Source organism: Candidatus Avoscillospira sp. LCP25S3_F1 (assembly GCF_052117125.1).
Classification (GTDB): domain Bacteria; phylum Bacillota; class Clostridia; order Oscillospirales; family Oscillospiraceae; genus Avoscillospira_A.
Map to the genome: position 1 here is coordinate 51,399 of NZ_JBQKJT010000001.1, position 13,289 is coordinate 64,687.

At 48.8% G+C, this 13,289-nt stretch carries 14 protein-coding genes; 5 read left to right on the forward strand and 9 right to left on the reverse strand.

What is annotated here, in order from left to right:
• Window positions 1-41: 41 nt before the first annotated feature.
• From ACTQ33_RS00300 to ACTQ33_RS00330, 7 genes are all read right to left on the reverse strand, one after another.
• On the reverse strand, window positions 42-1,718 hold the full coding sequence (locus ACTQ33_RS00300) for a recombinase family protein (protein WP_441461098.1): 1,677 nt from the start codon (window positions 1,716-1,718) through the stop codon (window positions 42-44).
• A gap of 100 nt (window positions 1,719-1,818) precedes the next feature.
• A complete protein-coding gene (locus tag ACTQ33_RS00305) occupies window positions 1,819-2,010 on the reverse strand; it encodes a hypothetical protein (protein ID WP_441461100.1) in 192 nt (63 codons plus the stop codon).
• A gap of 406 nt (window positions 2,011-2,416) precedes the next feature.
• Window positions 2,417-2,659 carry a helix-turn-helix domain-containing protein gene (locus tag ACTQ33_RS00310; RefSeq protein ID WP_441461102.1) on the reverse strand — a complete coding sequence of 81 codons (243 nt, stop codon included), beginning with the start codon at window positions 2,657-2,659 and terminating at the stop codon, window positions 2,417-2,419.
• A complete protein-coding gene (locus ACTQ33_RS00315; protein WP_441461104.1) occupies window positions 2,643-3,221 on the reverse strand; it encodes a sigma-70 family RNA polymerase sigma factor in 579 nt (192 codons plus the stop codon). Before ACTQ33_RS00315 ends, ACTQ33_RS00310 begins: the two co-directional genes overlap by 17 nt.
• 420 nt (window positions 3,222-3,641) lie before the next feature.
• Window positions 3,642-6,737, reverse strand: coding sequence for an S-layer homology domain-containing protein (locus ACTQ33_RS00320; RefSeq protein WP_441461106.1), 3,096 nt, complete (start codon window positions 6,735-6,737; stop codon window positions 3,642-3,644).
• A gap of 31 nt (window positions 6,738-6,768) precedes the next feature.
• Window positions 6,769-7,899 carry a reverse transcriptase domain-containing protein gene (locus tag ACTQ33_RS00325; protein WP_441461108.1) on the reverse strand — a complete coding sequence of 377 codons (1,131 nt, stop codon included), beginning with the start codon at window positions 7,897-7,899 and terminating at the stop codon, window positions 6,769-6,771.
• 395 nt (window positions 7,900-8,294) lie between these two features.
• The gene (locus ACTQ33_RS00330) at window positions 8,295-8,684 is read right to left on the reverse strand and encodes a four helix bundle protein (protein ID WP_441461110.1); all 390 of its coding nucleotides are present in this window, start codon (window positions 8,682-8,684) and stop codon (window positions 8,295-8,297) included.
• Between the two features lie 577 nt (window positions 8,685-9,261).
• Between ACTQ33_RS00330 and ACTQ33_RS00335 the strand changes: the two genes are divergently transcribed.
• Complete coding sequence (locus ACTQ33_RS00335) at window positions 9,262-9,591, forward strand: plasmid mobilization protein (protein WP_101692549.1); 330 nt, start codon at window positions 9,262-9,264, stop codon at window positions 9,589-9,591.
• The gene (locus tag ACTQ33_RS00340; protein ID WP_441461112.1) at window positions 9,552-10,895 is read left to right on the forward strand and encodes a relaxase/mobilization nuclease domain-containing protein; all 1,344 of its coding nucleotides are present in this window, start codon (window positions 9,552-9,554) and stop codon (window positions 10,893-10,895) included. Before ACTQ33_RS00335 ends, ACTQ33_RS00340 begins: the two co-directional genes overlap by 40 nt.
• On the opposite strand, the gene ACTQ33_RS00345 is transcribed toward ACTQ33_RS00340, so the two are convergent.
• Window positions 10,890-11,135 (reverse strand): hypothetical protein, encoded by a 246-nt coding sequence (locus tag ACTQ33_RS00345; RefSeq protein ID WP_441461114.1) that lies wholly within the window; start codon window positions 11,133-11,135, stop codon window positions 10,890-10,892. The two genes, ACTQ33_RS00340 and ACTQ33_RS00345, sit on opposite strands and share 6 nt — an antisense overlap.
• Window positions 11,136-11,255: 120 nt before the next feature.
• Here ACTQ33_RS00345 and ACTQ33_RS00350 point away from each other — a divergent pair, with 120 nt between their 5' ends.
• Together ACTQ33_RS00350 and ACTQ33_RS00355 are read left to right on the forward strand one after the other, a co-directional pair.
• Complete coding sequence (locus ACTQ33_RS00350; protein WP_441461116.1) at window positions 11,256-11,504, forward strand: helix-turn-helix domain-containing protein; 249 nt, start codon at window positions 11,256-11,258, stop codon at window positions 11,502-11,504.
• A 75-nt stretch (window positions 11,505-11,579) separates the two neighbouring features.
• The gene (locus ACTQ33_RS00355; protein WP_441461117.1) at window positions 11,580-11,825 is read left to right on the forward strand and encodes a helix-turn-helix domain-containing protein; all 246 of its coding nucleotides are present in this window, start codon (window positions 11,580-11,582) and stop codon (window positions 11,823-11,825) included.
• A 29-nt stretch (window positions 11,826-11,854) separates the two neighbouring features.
• Here ACTQ33_RS00355 and ACTQ33_RS00360 read toward each other — a convergent pair whose 3' ends face one another.
• Entirely contained in the window at window positions 11,855-12,211 is a 357-nt protein-coding gene (locus ACTQ33_RS00360; RefSeq protein WP_441461118.1) for a helix-turn-helix domain-containing protein, read from the reverse strand.
• Window positions 12,212-12,422: 211 nt separating this feature from the next.
• Here ACTQ33_RS00360 and ACTQ33_RS00365 point away from each other — a divergent pair, with 211 nt between their 5' ends.
• Entirely contained in the window at window positions 12,423-12,851 is a 429-nt protein-coding gene (locus ACTQ33_RS00365) for a hypothetical protein (RefSeq protein WP_441461120.1), read from the forward strand.
• The last annotated feature ends 438 nt before the right edge of the window (window positions 12,852-13,289 follow it).

Below are 13,289 nucleotides of genomic sequence, written 5' to 3' on the forward strand. Positions count from 1 at the left end.
CCATTTTGGTGCGCTGCCTTACCCCAATTTTTAGATGTATATTAAATAGCGAAACTCTTTACGTCTGCTCCTATTTGTCTGAAATAAGAGATACTTTCAGTTGGGTTGTCGCCGCTGTCAATTCTGCCTACAAAGTTATACAGAATTTCAATTTTGCGGGTGTTCGTTTCTTTGTCAAGTTCATGGACAAGAATACGATCAATAAACTCATGCACATTTTCGTAGGTCAGTTCCTTAATTTCAGTGTACTTGCGTACCAGCGTGACAAACCTTTTCACATCTGCGCTGCGCTCGGTGGCGTCGTTGATCTCTTGTGTAAGGTCAGCGATACGCCGGGTCAGCGTCTTTTTTTCATCGTCATAGCCAGAAGTCAGGAAAGCAAATTGTTCATCAGAAAGTTTCCCTAAAGCATTGTCCTCATACAGCTTTCGGAATAAGACATTTAGCTCGCTCATTCGCTTTTCTGCCTTGTCAAGTTCCTTGCGCTGTTGTGCCAATGCCTTTTTAGTGGCTTGTGCGTTACATTCGGTGGCTGTCTGGATAAAATCGTCCTCGTTGCTCTGCACATAGGAAAGTACCCTTTGCAGATCGGCAAGGACAAGTTCCATGACAACGCTCTTGCGGATATAATGCGTGGTGCATACAAAATCATTTCTCGCCCGGTTGCGATAGTTGCCGCAAGTATAGGCGTGTTTTCGCTCCGGCGTTCCGGCACCGCGAATAAGGTACAGTTTGTAGCCGCAGTCCGCGCAGAACATCAGCCCGGAAAAAATATCGACTTCCTCTACCCGTGTGCAGCGGTGGCGGTTCGCCAATCTCTTTTGTGCAAGGTCAAAGGTTTCTTCGTCAATCAGGGCTTCGTGGGTATTCGGGAAAAAATATTGCTTTTCTTCTGGAATACGCTTTGTTTTTTTTGACTTATAAGATACCTTGTAGGATTTGCCCGTCAAGGTGTGTCCTAAATATTCCTTACGCGCAAGAATGTCATAAATGGTTTTATCGGGCCAGTTGTACCATGCGTTTTGTTGTGGGCGCGGGTGGCGGCTGCTTCCCGTCCTGCGGTAGCGCAGTTCGCCAACGGTCAGTATTTCGTTATCCCTTAACCACCGCTGAATATCGCACACGCGCTCGCCCTGCACATACATTGCAAATATCTGTTTAACAACGTGTGCCGTTTCCGGGTCGGGCAATAAATGATTGCGGTCGTTGGGGTCGGCAATGTAACCATAAGGCACTTCGCCATTGACGCGCTCGCCACGCTGGGCTTTCGCCTGTTTAACTGCGCGGATTTTTTTAGAAGTATCGCGGGCATAAAACTCGTTAAACCAGTTCCGCAGCGGGGTAAACTCGTTATCCTCCCGCGCGGTATCCACACCGTCGTTAATAGCAATATAACGTACTTCATATTCGGGAAAGATAATTTCTATCAATTCGCCCGTTTTCAGATAGTTTCTGCCAAGACGGGAGAGGTCTTTGGTAATGACCGTTGCCACTCGTCCGGCTTCCACTTCCTGCAACATCGCTTGCAGCCCCTCGCGTTCAAAACTTACGCCGGAAAAGCCATCGTCAACGAAAAAGCGGGTATTGAAAAAATGGTGTTCATCTGCGTATTTCTGCAAAATGAGCTTTTGATTTTGTATGCTTTCGCTTTCGCCTGCCTGCATATCTTCCTGGCTAAGTCTACAATACAATGCGGTGATCTTGTCTGCCTGTAACATTTCGTCCTCCTTTCCGGCGGCAGACAAGCATGGTATTTGTACTACTTAAATTATACCATGCACCGCTGCCCGTGTCATGTCCAAAATATGAAAAAACGCCCTATTTTCGGGCGTTTCCAGCGTTCTGTTCCATATCCTTGCGAATAAGTTTTTTAATCTTTTTGTCCAGAGTGTCCGTAGCCCGTTCACTTGCTGACGAACAGACAAGATAAGTTACTTTTCCAATTTTATGTTCCGTTGTAGTAACGGGTATCGTATGCTGCGACAAAGAAAAGCCCCCTTTCTTTCGCAATCAGGTAATACAAGTTTATGAATAGGGGCAAGTCCACTATTCAGCGAAAAATGGGCGTTCATCAGACGGTTGGTAGCACAACCTCACGGGAATTTCACCCCGTCCCATGCTTGTGGGTGCGCCGCGCAATGCTTTGAGGGCGTTCAACGCGGGAGTATCATTATGTATTCTGCGCGTCGTCGCCCACGGGCTGCTATCCCGTTTTACGGCGTAGGTATAAATCGCTCGGCTTTTCCTCATAAAGAAAAAGCGTCATGGCGTACCCGCCGCGTAGCTCGGCGCAAAAGGAATGTATCTGATTTGCCCTATGCTGCGCCGCTTTTAATCAAGTGACGCTTTCTTTGTCAAGGTACAAGAGAGGGTTTCAGTTTGCCGCCACGGAAAGGGGGAACGGGGCGGCTAACAATCAAAACCGAAAATCCAAAATAGCGCGGATCAGCCGTGAGCGCAAACGGTCGTAAATATCCCGGTCAATCCCGTAATATGTATTGCCGCGTTCGTCGCGGAGCTTGCGGATTGACAGGGCAGAGATTTGACGCTCATAATGCTGTAATACCAAGCCGATTGCTTCCGGGTCGCCTGCATTGGCAGCAACGATCAGCGGATAAGGCAGTAAACCGCGCTCGTCGTAATCACTGTTCATCTTCATAAGCGCGTTCCTCCAAATAGTTTCTAAGCCGTTCAAAAGAGCTTGTCCGGCGATACTGTATCGTGCTTCGGGGGATATTGTGGAGCTTCGCAATTTCGGCGTCGCTCATGCCCTCAAAGTAATAAAGCAGTATGACGTTTCGCTTTTCTTCCGGCAAAGTCCGCAGAGCTTCGGCAAGCAGCTTTGGGGTAATTTTCTTTCCTGCCACATGAAAAGAACCGTCGTCCTTTTCCTCGTCGTCAAAATAACTGTCAACCGTGAAAAGGCTATTTTCTTCTTGCGTGGTAAGGTCGGAAAAAGTGACTTCCCGCAACTGATGGCGTTTTACGTCGCGGTGGGCATTGCTCGCTTCGCACCGAATGACTTTTTTACAAAAGCCGTTAAATGCACAGCGGATTTCCCATTGGCTACGGTCAGGCTCGTCCATACGATCAGCTCCTTTCCCGTCTGTGAAAGTGGTTGATTGTTGGTTTTCCCCTTTCACTTGCCACACCACCGCATTTTGAAAACTGCCAAACGAAAACAGCGGATTTTCAGAAAAATTTTTAATTTTTTTTGCCATGATAAATACCTCCTGTCCGATTTGCGTAAACCAACGTGTCACGGACAGAAGCAGGCGGGGAACGACAACGGGGATAGATTTGTAAAGCAGCAAAAGCAGCTTTATTTCAGCCCCCTAAACCGTTCGACAAATGGCGCAATTTTCGGTATTTTTCGTTCTGTTCCTCTTTCTCTCAACAATTTTCGCAGAACAAAAGAAAACGCCCGATTTAAGGTTTTTTCAACCTCAAATCGGGCGTTGCGTTTCCATATTCGATTGGGTGGATTAGGACAGATAAAGAAATATTGCATAAAATTTCCCCTCCCTAAAAAATCCGTAGGTGGGGCAGCTTTTTAGCTATACCACCGGCAAAACAAAGAGGGCGGCGGGGCAAAATGCCTCGCCGCCCCTGCGGTTGTTACAAAACGAACTTGTTATGTGTTATACAAGCTGCGGTAAACTTTCTTCTTCCTTTTGCTCACGTCGTCGGATTACGGTCAATGCAACAATAGCAGCCAAGGAAAGAAGCATGGTAGAGAGCCAAAGTCCTATATTACTGCTGTCGCCGGTCTGCGGGCTGGAAATGTGCTGTGTCCAGCCGCCACCGCTGCCGGTTCCGCCTGTGCCGCCATTCCCGCCGGGAACAACAGGCACAAGATTGTTTTTCTCAATGAAGTTTTGGAGCATAGCCGCAATTTCAGCGCGGGTAGCGGTGCCTTTCGGGTCAAGTATTCCATTGCCCTTGCCGCTCATTACGCCGCTGCCAACTGCCCACTTCATAGCTTCCTGCGCCCAAGGGGACAAATCCCCGGCGTCTGTAAAGCCGGACAGGTCGCCGCTGGCGGTTGTGTCATAGCCCTTAAACTTCGCATAGTTGTAGAAAATCACGGCAAGCTGTTCACGGGTCACAGGATCGCCCGGACCAAACAGGTTATCGCCATATCCCTGCATAATGCCGTTTTGCTGTACCCAAAGAACTGCGTCATAGTACCAATCTGTACCCGGACCGTATGGCACATCGGTAAACGGGTTGGTATTCTCCACGGCGGGGCTTCCTGCCATGCGATAGAAAATCGTTGCAATCTGTGCGCGGGTGGTTGCGTCGTTCGGGGAGAATGTGGTTGCGCTGGTGCCGTTCATCAGGTTATTTTGGTAAACGAATATAACAGCTTCATAGAACCAATCGTCCGGGCGAACATCGGTAAACGGATTATTTACGCCGGTATCCGGGTTATCCTTTGCAAATACCGCTTCGATGGTGTGTTTCTTCTGCACGTCCTCAAAGGTGTAGCTTGTGACTGCGCCGACGCTCTTTCCATCTACCAGCACATCGGAAATGTGATAGCCGCTGTCCGGGGTAATGGTAAAGGTTTTGTCCGTATCTTCCCGGACGCTGACGCTGCCGGACGGAGAGATAGAGCCGCCCGTTCCTGCGCTGGCGGTAATGGTGTAATAGTCATAGCTGGAACCGCCGCCACCGCCGTTATAACTCCAAGCTGCCGTTATCGTCGTATCGGCTGCGGGCATGGTAAAGGTGGTGCTTGCGCTGGAAGCGTCGGTAAAGGTGCCGCCGTTTGAGGAAGTCCAGCCGTTAAAGCGGTAATTGCTGCGGCTGCCCGCGTCAATATGGATAGCTTCGCCCGCGGGATATTCACCGCCGGTTGTGCTGCCGCTGCCGCCGTTCAGATTGACGGTAAGGGTATAGGTGTCAAGCACTTCAAAGGAGAGTTTCACGCTGGCGCTTGTGTTGTTGCTGCCGGAAATGGTAAGCGTTTCGGAATAGTCGCCCGCGCCAAGCCTGGTTTTGGGTTGGGCGGTAAAGCTCGCCGTACCATTTGGGGCAAGGGTGGCGGTATCATTCGTAAAGCCCTCTCCCGCTGTAATGATGTAGTTCGTGCTGGTGGGCAGATCAACCGTTACAGTTTGGTTGCCGGTATTGGTAATGGTCACTTTTTTCGCGGCGGGGGCTTCCGTATAGCTCTCGGTGACGGTGCCAAAATCCCAGCTCTCTGTATCGGCGGAAATTGCATAGACCGGCGCGATATAGGCGGGTATGCTGATTTTCAGCACATCGCTGATATTCCCCGCCGCGTCTTGCACGACAACCGCCACATACTGGGTGTTTGCGGTGATACTGTCCAGCTCGATCTCGTTTTCTCCCGCCTTGCACGCCTGCTTGGTGTCCTGTGCGGCAATTTCCGCATTTGTCAGCGTGATTTCCGTATCCTGCGCGATATAGTAGCAGGTGCCTGCTTCGTCGCTGGTAAACTTCACCGTCGCGGTGGTGTCGCTGTCGCGGGTAGCCGAGCCATTGGAAAGCGTCGGGGCAGTGGTGTCATTTGAAACAGTAAGGCTAACCGTTTCAAACGCGCTGGCGTAATCGGTCAGTTTGGTATCGTCGTTTGCACCGCCGTTATATTGTTCGCTGAACACATTAAGGGTATAGGTTCCGTCTACAAGGGAAGTCGGAATTGTAATCTCCACTTGCCCCTCCGCACTCGTCGGCTGCGTAATTCTACCATAATATTGTGCGCCGCTATCGTCCGCAATAATGACGGAAATATATTCGTTGGGGGCGGTGTCAGCGTTATAGACCGTAGCCCCGGTGTAATTCAGCGTAATGGTATCGCCGGGCTTGCCGCTGGCGGTTTCTTCCGTTACGGAGAACTGGCGGCTGCTATCCAGCAAGGTCAGCTTCCATTCGCTGCCGTCATAATCGTCAATTTTAAAAATCGCGTCGGCGGCTTCGCCGCCTTGATTACCGCCGCCGTTGGCGGCGGGGATTTTGCCGCCTTCGGCGGCAGATGTGAAGAGGACAGAGTTCAGATCTAAATTAAAAGCGGGACGAGCAGCCCAGTCATAGGTCACGATGTAGTAGTACACAATCCCATAAGTGAGGACCGCGCCCGCATAGTAGGTAATGAATGCGCCAGGCGAGCGGAGCCACCACACACCGGCGCTATTGCCATAATTGGCAATACGCGTATTGTCATCGGTAAAACCGTATGCGCTGTTTTCCGCTTCCTCTGCCGAGAGGAAAAATACCTTGTCCCCGTTTAGGATATTTTCAGAGGCGGCAAATGGTACGCTATATGTACTGCTGGTAAATGCTCCATCGCTTTTCGTGGTTGCAAGCACCGCGCCCTGCTCGCCCTCGGAAAAATTGCCGTTGTAAAAGGTTCTACACCAGTCCTGCGCCGTACTGCCTTGCCATACGTTGCTGCCGTTTCCGCTGTTATCAAAATACACATCTCCGAAACTGCCTGTTCCAAGCAGCGCGTCGGAGAGCAGGAAAAGGCCGCTTCCCCCGGTGTTGGTCTGGTCGTCCAAAACCCGCCATTTGATTGGGTTTTCCTCCCATGTCCCGAAATAGATGTTATCGGCCTGCCCGCCGCTGATATTGGCGGCAGTCCCGCTGTCCACAAGCTGTATCGCCTTGCCGGTATCTGTTCCCGCCGCAAAAGCGACCTGTGGCAAGAGCCCTGCCACAAGACAGATGGCAAGCAGTAAGCTGATTATTTTTCGTTTCGGTTTCATTTTATGTCCTTCTGTCCTTTTCTTCACATCTTTATGCGTTTTCGGGCGTTTCACCCGGAACTGCCATTACTTCTCCTTTCGGGGCTTTTGTCAGTACAAACTTTCCATATATCTTCGCTTGCAGCTTCCATGTATGCCCATGCTGCAAATGCCCGTCGTAGCTTGCAAGGCTGCGCTTGATTGCGTCAAAATCCATCTCCCCGCTGCGGTATTTCTCTTGAAAGGCTTTCAGCCGCCTCTTAAACCGCCGCTTATTGCTTGTCCGAAGCCGCCGTATGACCTTGCCCGTATCGGTCAGATAAAACCTCCAGCCGAGATAATCCACGCCCTCCGAAACGGGGAAAATCTGCGTTTTCTCGTTAAACTCAAGTTTCAGCTTTTCAGCCGCAAACGCCCGGATTTCCGCAAGGCAGGTTTTTAAGTGTTCTTTATCCTCATGCAGCAAAATCAAATCGTCCATATACCGGGTATAGTATTTGATTTTGTACTTTTCCTTAATGATACGGTCTATCCGGTCAAGATAGTACAGGGCAAACCATTGGCTTGACTGATTTCCCATCGGCAGCCCTTTTCCCGTATCGGCGTTAAAGCTGTCGATGACCTGATACAGAAACGTCAAAACCTCTTTATCGGGAAAACGCCGGAGTAAGTACTTCAATACGCCGTGGTCGATACTGTCAAAATATTTTCGCACGTCGCATTTCAGAAAATATCCCTTTGTGCCATGCTCTTTGTAAAACGCCTGTAAAAACCCTGTCAAACGTTTCATGGCAAAATGCGTCCCCTTATTTTCCCGGCAAGCCGCGCAATCGTAAATCAACCGTTTTTCAAAATACGGCTTCAATACGTTGTCGCATAGGCTGTGCTGCACCACACGTCCCCGAAAAGAGAGGGCTTGTATTTCCCGCTTCTTCGGGTCGTAAATCATAAAGCGGTGGTAGGGCGGCGTTTGATAGCGTCTGTTCTCCAACTCATCGTGCAGCTTCCAGAGGTTTTCCGCAAGGTTTAGTTCAAACTCGATCACTTCCCTTTTTGTACGCTTGCACCGCGCCGCCATTTTATATGCCCGGTACAGGTTTTCAAACTGATATATTTTCTCATACTCCGTCATGCGGACTATGCTCCTTATCTCACCGCCGGGAAAGAGCGTTTCAAAGGCCATAATGGGCTGCTCTTTCAAAGAAACCGAAAGCGTCCTGCCGGGCTTGCTCTGCCGCTTGCCCCGTTTGCGTCCGGCTGCTCCGGCGGCATGTGTTTTTCCGCGCTTTGCTTCTCCATGACACCCCTGCGCGAAAGGGAATAGGGTTCCTTTGCCTTATGCAAGCAAGCCTTTTTTCCGGCCTGCACGGGTATGACGCGCCTGCGGCATACTTCGGGCGATAAGGCGACGCGGGACGAGCAGCCCAGTCATTGTTCACGTTGTTGTTGTTCACATTACCATTGTTGTTGACCGCGCCCGCATTGTTCGTATTGTTTGCGTTAGGCGAGCGGAGCCACCACACACCGGCGCTCAAAGTTTTTACAACCCTATCCCGTATATGATGAAAGCCTTTCGGCTTACACCCCCAGTCGTTTCCTGTCGCTGTTCAGCCATGCGCCCAGCATGTTCTGGCAGTCGTGGATTTTCTTTGTGATCTGCTCATACTGCTTTGGCAGTATGCAGCCCTGCTCCATAGATAGCTGCGCCATATAGCCCAATAGTTTCAATTCCGTCAAGGCTTGGTGCTGGAAGTCTATGCGCTGCTGCGCCTTTTCTCTGTCGCCCGCTTTGACAAACACCTCGTTTGCCCGGTACAGGTTTTCGATAATGTTCAGCGCGTAGTTTTGCAGCTTTGCAACAAGGGCAAATCGGAAACGCTTTGGCGATTTATCCGTTACCGTCATCACATAGGAGCAGAGGTCTTTTGCTTTTGTGATAACCGCCAACTCGCTTTGATAAGCCGCCATGCTGATTCCTCTTTATACCTGTGTGGTTGAACTTTCCACAATTCTGCCATACGCAAAAAAGGCGCGTCACGCCTACGGCAAAGCCGTCGACGCAGCGCGCCTTTTAACACGGTAATATTGAATTTTGAGCAGCACAAAAGGACAGACTTATTCTGTCTGTCTGTCTGTCTGTCTGTCTGTCTGTCTGTCTGTCTGTCTGTCTGTCTGTCTGTCGTCAGTGTATTGCAAAGAAGCATTGCTTGTCAAGCCCCCTTTTCACGAAATCTTTCTGAAACGGTACCTTATGCACCCCCCGCTTTTGATATAAAAATATAATATAAATTATATAGGAAAAGACCGCAAAAAGCAACACCATTCCCGAAAGGTTCACAAAATATTTCCCAAATCTGTAAGGTTCGCCCCTTTGGCAATTCCCGCCCCTGCGGTGTTGTAGAGAACAAAGGAAAAAGTTTCGTAGCAAGCATAGGAAAGGGGTACCCTTTCCGTATTTTCGCCCTCTGCGCTCTGCGGCGCGGCGGTTGAAAATTGCTTGTTGGGAAGCGTCCCAAACCCTCTAAGCAGAAAGGAGCGTCGGCGCATGGACGGACGGAAAAGAACAGTGCAAATCAAATTTAGAGTAACCGAGGAAGAACGGGCATTGATTGAGGAAAAAATGAAGCTCGTCCCCACTCGGAACATGGAAGCCTATCTGCGGAAAATGGCAATCGACGGGTACATCATTCAGATAGATCATAGCGACATAAAGGCTATGACTGCGGAAATACAGAAAATCGGGGTCAATATCAATCAGATTGCAAAGCGCGTCAATGCGACGGGCAGCGTTTACCAAGAGGACATAGAGGAAATAAAGGGGGTGCTTGCGGAGATATGGCGGTTACAAAGATTAAACCTGTTAAAAGCACGTTGAGCAAAGCCCTTGACTATATCCAAAACCCGGACAAGACGGACGGGAAAATGCTGGTGTCCTCTTTTGGCTGCTCCTATGAAACGGCAGACATTGAGTTTGGATTTACCCTGTCGCAGGCTCTGGACAAGGGAAATAACCTCGCCCATCACTTGATACAATCCTTTGAGCCGGGGGAAGTCGATTATGAAAAAGCCCATGAGATCGGGCGGCAGCTTGCCGACGCGGTAACAAAGGGACAGCATGAATACGTTTTGACAACGCACATTGACAAGGGGCATATCCATAACCACATCATTTTTTGCGCGGTCAACTTTGTAGATCACCACAAGTATGTTTCCAACAAGCGCAGTTATTACGGCATACGCAACATCAGTGACAGGCTGTGCCGGGAAAACGGCTTGTCGGTGGTTGTGCCGGAGAAAGGCAGCAGGGGGAAAAATTATGCCGCATACCACAAGGAGAAATCCGCAAAGGCAAAACTAAAGATTGCCGTTGATACCCTTATCCCGCAAGTAAGCAGCTTTGAGGAATTGCTATCCCGCCTGCAAGGGTTGGGCTATGAGATAAAGCGCGGAAAATATATGTCCTGCCTTGTACCAGGGCAGGAACGGTTTACCCGCTTAAAAACCATTGGCGCAGACTACACCGAGGAAGCAATCCGGGAACGGATAGAGGGCAAGCGTACCCATGCGGCAAAAGCCCCGAAAACAGATCGGGGCGTCAGCCTGCTTATTGACATTGAGAATAATATCAAGGCGGCGCAGAGCCGGGGCTATGAGCAATGGGCGAAAATCTACAATCTGAAACAGGCGGCAAAAACGTACAACTTCCTCACGGCGCATGGGATTGAACAGTATGCGGATTTGACCGCCAAAATTGCGGAAGTCCAAGTGGCAAGCGAACAGGCAGCAGCCACACTAAAAGACGTGGAAACAAGGCTTTCCGATATGGCGGTACTTATCAAGAATACTACCACCTATCAAAAGACAAAGCCTGCCTATGACGCATACCGCAAGGCAAAGAATAAGGGCAGCTACCGGGCAGCCCATGAGCGCGAAATTATTTTGCATGAAGCAGCAGCAAAGGCACTAAAGGCGGCGGGCGTTTCCAAACTTCCCGATGTTGCCGCGCTGCAAGCGGAATATGTCAAACTGCAAGAGCAAAAAGAAGCCCTGTACGCCGAGTATGGCAAGCGCAAAAAACAGGTCAGGGAATACGACGTTATCAAGCGGAATGTTGACAGCTACTTGCGTCTGAACCGGGAGCCGGACAAAGAAAAGGAAAAGGACGAACAGCACTTATAGCTCAAATGGGTTAATGCCCGCGTCTACATGGGTTGCTATGTAGGTTATCACTTCTTCGGGGGTTGGGACTTCTCCCTTGCAAGGTATCTTTTTCCAGCGTTCTTGAACTGCGGGGTCTGGATTACACATACCCGCCAACATTGCTATTTTGATATGGTCGCGGATATATTTCACGCTTTTACCCTCCCGCAAAGCAATCATCTGTATTGCCCGTTCTGCGTCAATTTTTTTCTTTTTCATAATACAAAATCGCCTTTCCATATTTTTTAGAACTGACATTTAGTGAATGTCAATGCCAACATAATTTTAGCATATACTTTTTTCTGTGACAATCACTAAATGTCAAACAGGAGAGCCGATATGTATAAGAACAAAGCAAAAGACGGAAAGAACAACATCAGCGGACGAAAGATAAAAGCCTTTCGGGAAGCTATGGCTACCAAGCCATCACAAAAGGAATTGGCTGATCTGCTGCAAATTGCAGGGCTGGACGTTGATAAGAACGCCATACAGCGAATTGAAAGCGGACAGAGGTTTGTGACAGACATTGAATTAAGAGTAATCGCAAAGGTCTTAAATGTCAGTTATGAAGATTTGCTTGACGAATAAGGGCATAAAGACATGGCTTTTTTGCCCCGCTTGTGCTATGCTTATCCTATCTTGAAAAGCAAGGAGTGATAAGGCGTGGCGGGAGAAAAGTTACTTGATCTTGAAACGATAAAAGCCGCTGTTGCCGGTGAGAAGTGGGCGGTACAAAAGGTCATTGAGCATTATTCCGACGAGATAGACCGTGAAAGTACCGTGAACGTCGAGCAGCCGGACGGAAGCATAAAAAAAGAGCTTGACGAGGATTTACGTCAAGCCATTATCTTAAAACTGATAGAAGCAATCCCACAATTCCCGCTTTCCAATGGGCAGTACAAAGAATAGTGCGTAACGGTCAAACAGACCGTCACGCACTATTCTTTTTGTCTTAATTTCGCGTCCTTGCGGATCGCGTCTTTCGCGGCTTTTAACAGGTCAGATAATATGCGTATCTCGTAATCGTCACAATCGGCAACAATCGTCTGTATCTCCTGTGAAAAAATCTCTTTGGAGCGAATGACGTTATCGCAGAGAAATTCATCGACGGAAACAGAAAGGGCATTTGCCAACGCAATAATCATCGGCAAACTAAGTTTTGAGCTGCCGGTTTCAATGTTGCTCATGTGGGTAGTGGAAAGCCCCGCCATTTCCGCTAATGCTTCTTGTGTTAAGTCTGCCTTTATCCGCGCAATTTTTATTCGTTTTCCTATCGCCTTGTAGTCTAATTCCATACGCAAAAGTCCTCACATCATATTCATTCCCTACACCTCCATATTGTAAATTAACCAGCTTCCATATATAATAAACTGTATAAAGGAAACATTTACTTGTTTTATTTTTATAAAACATAATTTTATAACATGGGCTGATTGCTATTTTTTATGAACTGGTGGGAATATTGTGGTAACTTGTACTTTTGCGGGGCATAGAGAAATTTTCGGTATGAGAGATACGGAAATCATCGAGATATTGGAAAAGCTGCTGGAAAACGAAACGGATATGACGTGCTATGTCGGGGCTATGGGAGAATTTGACGCGCTGTGTGCAGGCGCGGTACGTTCTCTAAAGCAGCGGCACAAGGACAAGAACATTGCGCTTGTTATGGTGCTTCCCTATATGCAGCAAAAAATCAACGAATACCGGGAATACTACGAAACTGCCTATGATGAAATACTGATACCCATAGAATTAGCAGAAGTCCACTACAAACAGGCAATTCCCGCCCGTAACAGGTGGCTTGTCGATCACTCGGATTATCTGATTGCCTGTGTTTGGCGGGATTTTGGGGGTGCTTATAATACACTCAAATATGCAAAGAAACAGCACAAAAAAATATTCTTGATAGAACGCAATAAAACCGGGGCGCAGTAGCCAATCAATGACTACCACGCCCCGGCTTTTCTATGGGTGCAGTCTGGAAGTGTTACGCAGTAAAACGCTGTTTTTGGGGGAACAGGTATAAAGTCCTTGCCCTATCGCCGGATTTTCCCCCACTTCACACCGGACGTGCGACTTTCACCGCATCCGGCGTTCCATCGATTGTTTTCACAAGCATTTAATCAATCTCCAAATGAAATACTATTATCGCCGATGGGTTTTATGTCCCGGATCGGCCCCCCAAGGCTCCGAAAGCCCAAAATGGCGGATTCCTGAAAAAACTGAAACCACAACAGAAGGTCCAACCCGCTCCGGGAAAACATCGGGTATAGCAGACTACTACCCTCTCATAGATTGCCTATTGGGAGGTGTGTGGTATCAGCAGAAAAAGCGCTCCGCTCCATGTGATTGTCCATGCTCCAAATACAGAAG

What these genes read in the sequence shown, in the direction of transcription:
- ACTQ33_RS00340 (WP_441461112.1), top strand. Translation starts at nt 9,552, where the DNA reads ATGGCGGTTACAAAGATTAAACCTGTTAAAAGCACGTTGAGCAAAGCC.
- ACTQ33_RS00325 (WP_441461108.1), bottom strand. Translation starts at nt 7,899, where the DNA reads ATGGCCTTTGAAACGCTCTTTCCCGGCGGTGAGATAAGGAGCATAGTC.
- ACTQ33_RS00310 (WP_441461102.1), bottom strand. Translation starts at nt 2,659, where the DNA reads ATGAAGATGAACAGTGATTACGACGAGCGCGGTTTACTGCCTTATCCG.
- ACTQ33_RS00365 (WP_441461120.1), top strand. Translation starts at nt 12,423, where the DNA reads ATGAGAGATACGGAAATCATCGAGATATTGGAAAAGCTGCTGGAAAAC.
- ACTQ33_RS00345 (WP_441461114.1), bottom strand. Translation starts at nt 11,135, where the DNA reads ATGAAAAAGAAAAAAATTGACGCAGAACGGGCAATACAGATGATTGCT.
- ACTQ33_RS00320 (WP_441461106.1), bottom strand. Translation starts at nt 6,737, where the DNA reads ATGAAACCGAAACGAAAAATAATCAGCTTACTGCTTGCCATCTGTCTT.
- ACTQ33_RS00300 (WP_441461098.1), bottom strand. Translation starts at nt 1,718, where the DNA reads ATGTTACAGGCAGACAAGATCACCGCATTGTATTGTAGACTTAGCCAG.
- ACTQ33_RS00315 (WP_441461104.1), bottom strand. Translation starts at nt 3,221, where the DNA reads ATGGCAAAAAAAATTAAAAATTTTTCTGAAAATCCGCTGTTTTCGTTT.
- ACTQ33_RS00360 (WP_441461118.1), bottom strand. Translation starts at nt 12,211, where the DNA reads ATGGAATTAGACTACAAGGCGATAGGAAAACGAATAAAAATTGCGCGG.
- ACTQ33_RS00330 (WP_441461110.1), bottom strand. Translation starts at nt 8,684, where the DNA reads ATGGCGGCTTATCAAAGCGAGTTGGCGGTTATCACAAAAGCAAAAGAC.
- ACTQ33_RS00350 (WP_441461116.1), top strand. Translation starts at nt 11,256, where the DNA reads ATGTATAAGAACAAAGCAAAAGACGGAAAGAACAACATCAGCGGACGA.
- ACTQ33_RS00335 (WP_101692549.1), top strand. Translation starts at nt 9,262, where the DNA reads ATGGACGGACGGAAAAGAACAGTGCAAATCAAATTTAGAGTAACCGAG.